8 protein-coding genes are annotated in these 9578 nt (G+C 39.4%); all 8 read right to left on the minus strand.

The window, feature by feature from the left end; translation table 11 throughout:
* A partial coding sequence (gene istA, locus HMPREF2811_RS04115) for an IS21 family transposase (RefSeq protein ID WP_071408224.1) occupies positions 1–995 on the minus strand: 995 nt, incomplete at its 3' end.
* A gap of 106 nt (positions 996–1101) precedes the next feature.
* Positions 1102–1935, minus strand: a complete 834-nt coding sequence (gene lgt / locus HMPREF2811_RS04120) for a prolipoprotein diacylglyceryl transferase (protein ID WP_071408225.1) — start codon at positions 1933–1935, stop codon at positions 1102–1104.
* Between the two features lie 312 nt (positions 1936–2247).
* On the minus strand, positions 2248–2529 hold the full coding sequence (locus HMPREF2811_RS11740; RefSeq protein ID WP_246829808.1) for an adenylate kinase family protein: 282 nt from the start codon (positions 2527–2529) through the stop codon (positions 2248–2250).
* 229 nt (positions 2530–2758) lie between these two features.
* Entirely contained in the window at positions 2759–4891 is a 2133-nt protein-coding gene (gene tcrB, locus HMPREF2811_RS04130; protein ID WP_071408226.1) for a copper-translocating P-type ATPase TcrB, read from the minus strand.
* A 138-nt stretch (positions 4892–5029) separates the two neighbouring features.
* Positions 5030–5236: a copper chaperone TcrZ gene (tcrZ, locus tag HMPREF2811_RS04135; RefSeq protein WP_071408227.1), complete on the minus strand. Its 207-nt coding sequence runs from the start codon at positions 5234–5236 to the stop codon at positions 5030–5032.
* 79 nt (positions 5237–5315) lie between these two features.
* Entirely contained in the window at positions 5316–7781 is a 2466-nt protein-coding gene (locus HMPREF2811_RS04140; RefSeq protein ID WP_084801936.1) for a heavy metal translocating P-type ATPase, read from the minus strand.
* 12 nt (positions 7782–7793) lie between these two features.
* Positions 7794–8249 carry a CopY/TcrY family copper transport repressor gene (locus HMPREF2811_RS04145; protein ID WP_071408228.1) on the minus strand — a complete coding sequence of 152 codons (456 nt, stop codon included), beginning with the start codon at positions 8247–8249 and terminating at the stop codon, positions 7794–7796.
* A 249-nt stretch (positions 8250–8498) separates the two neighbouring features.
* Positions 8499–9437, minus strand: coding sequence for a DDE-type integrase/transposase/recombinase (locus tag HMPREF2811_RS04150; RefSeq protein WP_071408229.1), 939 nt, complete (start codon positions 9435–9437; stop codon positions 8499–8501).
* Between the last annotated feature and the right edge of the window lie 141 nt (positions 9438–9578).

Genomic DNA, 9578 nt, shown 5'->3' on the forward strand with positions numbered 1-9578 from the left:
ACATGAACTTTTTTAAGATGAAGGTGATAAGGGTGTCTAACTGCTGGGGATGGCAGCGGCGCTAAATCACCTTTTTCTTTTTCCAATAAAAATTGACGTGGGAGTTGAGTCGCTTGAGAAGCGGCCATATTATCTTCGTCATTGAGTTGCTTGAGTCGATGATGCATTTCCCATAATCCTCCAAACGTACCATTATAGTTATAGAGTTGTTCCACCCATTTATTTTGAGTTTCAGTTTTCCCTTTCGTTTGTGGTCGATACGGCATACAAGCAAAGACATCAATGTCATAATCTTTACAAAATTCTGAAAAACGTGACGTCAGTACCGCGTTATCCTCAGAGCTTGACCTTGGCTTTTCAACAAAAGCTTTCAAATTATCAATCACTAACTCATTCGGAACTCCCTCAATTTCTTCAAACGCTTCTGCTAAAAATGAGATTAAGTTATCTGTTGTCGGATTTAATATCAGGCGACGCACATTATAACGTGACCATGACAAGGTTAGAGTCGGAATATAAGCGGTGATCTTCTCACCTCCTTTGGTTACTAATTTAACTTTTTCTTTTAAATCAAACTGCGCCTGTTGACCCGGTTTCGTTTCAAAGCGTTGTGTAAAGGTTGTTCCATTATTTTGTTTGAATGATTGACAGAGTTCGATGTCATTGACGATATAGCGATAAAATGTGGAACGAGAACAGGTAATTTGATATTCCCTTCGCATAAAATAAAACAAAAGATCGATATAACTAAAGTGACGATGTGACTCTTGAAGATAAGAAAGCAGCAGAGGTTTAAAATCATCGAGATACTTTCTCCGATTCCGTGTTGTTTTAGGTGTAACCCCTTCGAGTCTTCTTTTGATGGTTTTGCGATCACAGTTTAATTCACGTGCAATCTTTGACAGATTCAATGTTATTTCTCCTTTCCGATACCATTCACTTAACATGAATAAATCATGAAGTGAAGTGATGGTTATACTTGCTTTTTCTGACATAATTATCACTCCTAAATAGACAATTATATCAAAAAAGATTACCTGATTTGTGGTTCATAACTAAAGAAAGTTACGTGCAACAAATTGGGTAATCTTATCTTAACTTTTATAACAGTTTGGGCTCATCCTTATAATAGGGTACTGGCGGAAAGGTATAGTACCTGCGATACATCAAAACACCCAGTGCTGCTACGAACAAAACGAGGGACAAGCCTTGTGAAACTCGTAAGAAATCGCCTATCCATAAGCTGTCTGTCCGCATGCCTTCAATAAAAAACCTTCCTGCTGAATACCAAATGACATAGCTGAGCGCCACTTCTCCTTGGCGAAGGAATTGATTCTTGTTCCGCAAAAGGAGCAACAAGGCGAAACCAACTAAACTCCATAAAGACTCATAAAGAAAAGTGGGATGGTAATAGGTTCCGTTGATATTCATTTGGTTAATGATGAATTCCGGTAAGTACAAGTTTTCTAAAAATTGTCGGGTGACTGGACCGCCATGTGCCTCTTGATTGATGAAATTTCCCCAGCGACCAATCGATTGAGCTAGGAGGACACTAGGTGCCAGTATGTCTAGTAAAAGAGTTAGCGTCATTTTCTTTCTTCTTGCAAACCAGTACACTGCGAGACCACCCGCAATTAGCCCCCCATAAATGGCAATACCGCCATTCCAGATGGCGATGATTTCATTAGGGTTTTGGAGATAATACTCCCACTTGAATAAAACATAGTAAAGCCGAGCCCCAATAAAACCAATTGGTATGGCCCATAATGCCATATCTGTCATAGTGTCTTCTTCTAGTCCCATTTTTTGAGCTTCCTTTGTTGCTAATGAAATACCTAACAGCATGGCTAAGGCAATAATAATTCCGTACCAATAAATTTCTATCGGCCCAAATGAAATCGCAACTGGATCGATTACGCTAAATAGAACATTCATTATTCAATCCCCTTCATAGCTTACATTAGTTAATTGATTTTAAATCATATATTTTTAGTTAAAATTATATAGTTATTTGTTTATAGGCAATAAACTCTCATTTATATTGTCAAACACATTGTCAGGAGTTCCTTCACCATTGATCACGTGGAGCAAATTTAGTTCTTTATAGAAGTGAATGAGCGATTCGATTAATCCCTCGTTAATGCGTAGCCTATTTTCGATCACTTCTGGTTTGTCATCTAATCGAATTTCTCCCCGTTTTGCTTCGTTTTGGGCATTCCCTTGTTTTACTTTTAAACGAAGAGCTCCTCATTTCGCTAACCGATGCCTTAACGTATCCTGACTTACATCTAAAAAGAGAACGGCGTCTAAATTCCGATTCTGACTTTGTAGGTAAGCTTCGAGCATGTTTGCTTGCTGTAGGGTACGTGGGTAACCATCCAGAACAAAGCCATTTTCAACATCTTTTGCTTGTAAGCGACTCTTAACCAATGAGTTTATCCACTCATCTGGAACTAGCTCTCTTTTATTCATATATTCTTGCACTCTGAGTCCGAATGTATCTTTCTCCTTGGTTGCTTCTCGTAACATTTCACCAATTGAATAGCCGTCAGGTGGTACTCCTCTGCGATTCTTTTATCTTGAGTGCCTTTCCCAGCACCGGGTAACCCTAAAAGGACCAGCCTCATAATTTTTCCTCCTTATAAACTAAAAAAGGAAGAGATGATCTTTTAAATTATTCTATCTCTTCCTTTCTTGTGAAACTATTATATCTTTACACGATAAGGTCATTCAATTATTTCATGTGCCAAATAATTGTTTATTTTGGCTCTAATTTCAATGTCATAGCATTGATAGCAACAATTACAGTCGAAAGTGACATCAAGACGGCACCGACTGCTGGAGTTAATGTTATGCCAATTGGTGCTAGTATTCCTGCAGCTATTGGGATTGCGATAAAGTTATACCCTGCTCCCCAAACAAGATTTTCTTTCATCTTACGTGTGGTCTTCTGAGCCAACTCGATAAAGGATTCAATGTCACCAGGGTCTGACTGTGTCAAGATGACATCGGCTGAATCCAATGCTACTTGAGTTCCGGCACCAACAGCTATACCAACGTCTGCTAATGCAAGAGAAGGTGCATCGTTGACCCCGTCACCGACCATGATAACTTTCTTTCCTTCTGCTTTAAGTTTTTCAACTAATTCATATTTATCTTGAGGAGATTGATTAGCTAGATAATCAATACCTAAAATTTCTGCAGCTCCTTGAGCCGCTTTTTCATTGTCACCCGTTGCCATAATCGGCTGAATCTTGTTCTTTTTAAGGGCTTGTATTAAGTCTTTACTTGTCGGTTTTAATTCATCCCCTAAAGCTACAGCACCGATTGCTTCGTCGTTTTCTACTAAGACACTGAGGGTTGCTCCTTTTGGAATATCCATATCCAGATTACGTCCATATGCTTTTTGACTGATTAATTGATAACGATGTCCGTTAGCTTGACCTTCTACACCAGCGCCAGAAATAACATCAATCGAATCAAAACTTACTGGACGTATCCCTTGCTGTTCTGCGTAACTAATAATTGACTGAGCGATAGGGTGACTAGATCCACCTTCGATACCTGACAATAAGGCAACGATTTCATCTTTCGTATATTTATCATTAAAGAGTTCAACATCTAATACTTTAAACTCACCAGTTGTTAAAGTTCCAGTTTTATCTAAAACCATAACATCTGCGTTTGTAGTCAACTCCAAAGCGTCCCGGTCTTTCACTAATAATCCCCGACTGGCCCCTAAGCTGGTACTACGAGCAGTCACCAATGGAATAGCCAGACCCAGGGCATGCGGACAAGCAATAACTAATGTGGTGACTGTAAAAATAACTGCCGTTGGTACATCAGTTATAACCATCCATATGACAAGGGCAATAAGAGCTACAATAACCGCAATATAAAAGAGCCATCCTGCAACTTTTTGTGCAAGATTTTCTGCTCGAGAAGATTGGCCTTGAGCTTGACTGATTAATGTTTGAACCTGAGAAATGAAGGACTTATCGCCCGTCTGCTTTATTTCCACATAGAGGACTCCGTCACCATTGGTTGATCCACCGATGACCTCATCTCCGGGTTTTTTTTCAATTGGTTTCGATTCCCCAGTCACAAGCGCTTCGTTTACACGTGATTCGCCACGCTGGATCGTTCCATCTGCTGGAACATTTTCTCCGGCTTGAACACGAATCAAATCACCTACTTGCAAGTCAGCAACTGGACGAGTCTCAATCGAATCGTCTTCTAAAACAACATGAGCATCTTTCGGCACCAACTCAGCCAATGCTTTTTGTGCGTCCCCTGCTTCACCCAATGCCTTCATTTCAATCCAGTGTCCTAATAACATGATTAAAATTAACGTTGCAAACTCAAAGAAGAAGTCCATGACATGTTCTCCAGTTACATATCGAGCGGCCACTGCGTAAACACTATAGGCATAAGAAACCGTTATTCCCAAAGTAATCAGGGACATCATGCCTGGAGCTTTTGAATTAAACTCATCTTTCGCACCCATGTAGAATGGTTTTCCGCCATAAATGTATAGAATTGTTGCCAATACAGCTGCTACAACGTCTGCATAAGGAAAGATAATTTGGAAAGGCAACTGAATATCCATCATAGGAGTAATGAGTAAGATTGCAATTCCTAATGGGAGTGACTTCAAGAAAATCTCCTTAAAGCTACCGTGATGGTGGTGGGCATGCCCTCCCATTGCGCCATGATCCATTTCACTGTGATCCATCGCACTATGATTCATCTTGCTGTGATCCATCTGACTATGTTTCATCTTGCTGTGATCCATCTGACTATGTTCCATTTCATTATGGTCGTGTTTTGAGTGATCCATGTCGCCGTGATTATGATGACTATGTGACGAATGTTTTTTGTTATTTCTCATTTTTAATTCCTCCTCATTATATTAGAGACTGATTTTAAAGTTTTAGAACTTTCTCATCTAATACTGCATATAATTCTCATGAAAAGGGTTCTATACTTTATCTCTATCTACTATCTATGAATAAATGGTATTCGTACTTTATACACTTAATACTGAATAGTTAGTTTCTGCTAAAGCAGCATTGAGCGTTTCGGTATCAATCTCTGTTTTACTTTCAAGTACTGCTTTTTTAGTCGCTAAATCAACCTCTACAGATTCAACCCCTTCAATAGCTGAAAATCTTTCTTGTACCGTGTTCGCACAACCTGCACATTTTACGCCATCTAATAAGACTTCTTTTTTCATTATTTTATTCCCCTTTTTTTATCTTCTCCTATTATATAGAATAGGAAGAAGTTTAAATCCCAGATAAGCTACGTGTTTTCTAAACAACTGCTGGTTTGAATCGTCTTAACCGTAAAGCATTGAGCAAGACCGATACAGAGCTGAAACTCATGGCGACTGCCGCAAACATTGGACTCATCAATGGTCCGCCAAAAATATACAAGAGACCCATCGCAACTGGAATACCTACAAGGTTGTAAGCAAAAGCCCAGAACAAGTTTTGTTTAATGTTTCGTAGTGTTGCATGACTTAAATCAATCGCAGTCAATACAGCGGTTAAATCATTACGCATCAGGACAATATCAGCCGATTCAATCGCCACGTCTGTACCTGATCCAACTGCAATACCGATATCTGCTTGAGCTAATGCGGGTGCATCGTTAATGCCGTCTCCAACCATCGCTACCTTCTTGCCTGCCTCTTGTAGTTTTTTGACTTCCTCTGCTTTATCTTCAGGTAATACTTCACTTAATACACGGTCTATACCCACTTGCTTAGCAATCGCTTTGGCTGTACGTTTGTTATCTCCAGTAATCATGATTACTTCAACACCGTGTCTTCTAAGTTCTTTAACAGCCTTCATACTATTTTCCTTGAGTGTGTCAGCTACTGCGATAATTCCAGCTAGTTCTCCATCAACAGAGAGATACATCGGTGTTTTTCCTTCGTCTGCTAAACGATCGGATTCTTTTTCCATGCTTGATAAATCAATCTTTTGCTCTAGCATCAGTTTACGGTTTCCAATGTACATATCTTTGCCCTCAATTTCAATTCGAATCCCGTGTCCAGGAATCGCTTCAAAATGATCTGGTTTAGCTAATGTCATGTTCTCTTCTTTTGATTTCTGTACGATGGCTTCACCTAATGGGTGTTCAGAACCTGTTTCGCCGGAAGCTGCATAATATAAAAGATTTTCTTTAGTAATAAGAGGAGTTACCAAAATATCCGTCACGATAGGTTTACCTTCTGTCAGTGTCCCTGTTTTATCAAATACAATCGTGTCTAAATTATGAGTGGTTTCTAACGCCTCACCACTTTTTATCAAGACACCATGTTCTGCCCCTTTTCCGGTTCCAACCATAATACTTGTTGGAGTCGCCAAACCTAAGGCACATGGACAAGCAATGACAAGGGTTGTTATGATAACGGATAAAGTAAATATTCCAGATTGACCTGCAATTAACCAAGCAATCCCTGCTAAAACGGCTAATGCTATAACAATCGGTACGAAATATCTGGTAATGATATCGGCCATTCGAGCAATGGGTGCTTTAGACCCTTGAGCATCTTCTACTAATTTTATGATTTGAGATAGAGTTGTATCACTTCCCACTCGAGTCGCGCGGTAATCAATGGAACCATTTTTATTGATACTAGCCCCAATAACCTTGTCTCCACTTTCCTTTTCCACGGGGATACTTTCTCCTGTCAGCATTGATTCATCGACTGAAGTGCGTCCCTCAACAACAACACCATCTACAGGCATACTTTCTCCCGGACGAACTCGAATAACATCTCCTAAAGCGACTTCGTCCACAGTAATCTCTTGTTCCACACCATTACGTATCACTCGAGCTGTTTTAGGAGCCAAGTTAACTAATTTTTCAATAGCTGAGGACATTTGACCCTTTGATCGCTCTTCTAAAAATAGCCCTAAAGTATGGAGTGTCAAAATAACGCCAGTTACTTCATAATAAAGTAAATCTGAAAAATTACCGTAACCCAGGCCTGTTGCGCTTGTCGCAGCGAGACTGTAAACAAATGCAGCCGCCGTACCAAGCGCAATCAAGGAATCCATATTCGGGTGACCTTTAAATAAGGTTTTGAATCCCTTCTGGAAATATTCCCAGCTCACTACCATTATCGGCAAAGTCAGAATAAGTTGTAAAAGAGAAAAATTAAATGCATTTATCGTTGGGTCAACAATATTTGGTAGAGGCATACCTACCATTGGACCCATGGATATAATTAGTAAAGGGATTGTAAATATAATGGATATCCCAAAACGATTTGAAAGTTGCTTCATTCTTTTTTCTTTTTTCTCACGCTTCTCTGCTCGTGAATGATCTTGAGTATCCGTAGTCTCTAATACGGCTGCATAACCACTATTGGATACAGCACCAGTCACATCAGATACTGAAATTACTGACGGATTATAAGAAACTTGCATTTTTTCTGTCGCTAAATTGACTGAAGCTTTATCTACGCCCGACAACTTTCCGACAGCTTTTTCAATTGTCTGTGCACAGGATGCACAGGTCATCCCTTCAATTGCAAAGGTTTGCGTCGTTACTTCCTGGGTGACCATTTCATACCCTAAATTATCCACTGCTTTTTGTAGATTTTCTACCGAAAAAGTTGGTTCATCGTACTCTATACTTAACTTTTCTGTTGCTAGGTTTACGGAAGCCTGTGTGACCCCACGAACCTTTTTTGCTGCTTTTTCTACTGTCTGCGCACAAGATGCACAGGTCATACCTTCTATGGCAAATGATTTATTCTCCAATTTTTTCACTCCTTATTCTCCATGATGATGTAAATGGCAATCGCATTGCCCTTCTGCACACTGACAATCAACTTCTTCTACTGCGAAAGCTTTTTTCATTTCTAATATTTCTTCTAGCCTTTGGATATCATCGAAGCTTAAGACATGATCTTCAATGATACTCCCTACTACCTTCCCGACATTCTTTCGACAAATACGGTTGAAAATATCGTCTGTATAAATTCCTATGGCTTCTTTCTCTTCAATATTGGCAGTATAAATAAATTTTCTTCCTTCTTTCTCTGTATTTAGTACGCCTTTTTCAACCAGTCGACCTAAGAGCGTTTTGATAGTGGCTTGTTTCCAGTCCATTTTTTCTTTCAATATGGAGATGACTTCTTTACTAGTCCCTCGATCATTCGCCCAGACTACACGCATAACCTCCCATTCAGCATCTGTGATATGAAGGTCTACAGCTATAGTACTCATATTCTCCCCTTCTTTCGTTTACGCATGTAAACATTAATGTTAAATACAGTTTACACTAGTAAACGATTATTGTCAAGAGTTTATGTAAATGAATAATTTGTGATGTGTACAGAAGTCAAACATTTGTGACAATCGCTTATAAAGAGTTGCTTAATCAGGATAGCGAATAGCCATCAAGTTCTTTTAGCCTGTCAAGGACATCCTTTTCCTTGACAGGCTAAATGAACTTGGTATAATGGCTCGCTATGATTAAGCGACTTTCTGATATTCTTCTACCACTTGGTTTGGACTCTTAAACCCAAGTGTCTTCGTAACGACGTTATTCTGACGTCGATAATAACGTTGATGCGCTTTAACTAACTCTTCCACACTTCTAAATTCCCGCTTTTGATAAAAATGTTCCGTATCCATTCGATGACTTCGTTCTACTTGACCATTCTGCCACGGACTATACGGACGTGTCTTCAGATACTTAATGCCTTTTGATGCTAAAATACTTTCGAAAATGGTCTTGGGTGCACTCGGATCATCACCATTCGTAAATTCTTTCCCATTATCCGTTTGAATACAGTCGATCTTGAACCCTAATCCTGCTTCTAACTCGAGTAAAAAATACGCTGTATGCGTCACACTTTTCTCGTCTACAGTCTTACAGTATCGCTTTCGTGAATACTCATCGATTGCCGTTATCTGATAATATCTAATCCCTCGTGTATCAAACTTTAAGCATTCTCTTGGTACATACTTAATATCAATCTGTACTTTCTCCCCGGGATAACTCACCTCTATCGGTTTCCATTTTGATTTGGGATACCGTTTGACTGTTTCTTCCGTGTTTTTATGCCATCCTTGTTTACGGATTATCTTACACATCGTTGTATAATGTCGATGATAACCTTGCTTCAGGCATTCAACATACACTTGAGCCAAGCCTTCGTGACCGTATCGTTGATACTTTGTTCGGACTAACTGAAGTTCCTCAGCTGTATGTTGATTAGGATGAGTGAGAGGGCGTCTACTTTTCGCTCGAAGACTCTCCCAACTCCCATCATAACGCGCAACCCATCTTGAGATTTGTTGGCGAGAGGTATGATAACGACGGGCTGCTTGGGCATAGTTTCCGCATTTTACCGCATATTTCACGGCGTTCTTTCTATATCGCATTTCTTCTGTTATAATTGATTTCATAGAGAGCTCCCTTTACAATGTTGTGTCCTAACTTTATTGTATCAGAAGCTCTCTTTTTTGTTTATTCTTTTGTCGTATATGTATGATATCCTAACATCTTTTTGAAGAATCTTGGATAGTAAAATTAAGCTAGAAAAATAA

Source organism: Globicatella sp. HMSC072A10, from assembly GCF_001811625.1.
GTDB lineage: Bacteria > Bacillota > Bacilli > Lactobacillales > Aerococcaceae > Globicatella > Globicatella sanguinis.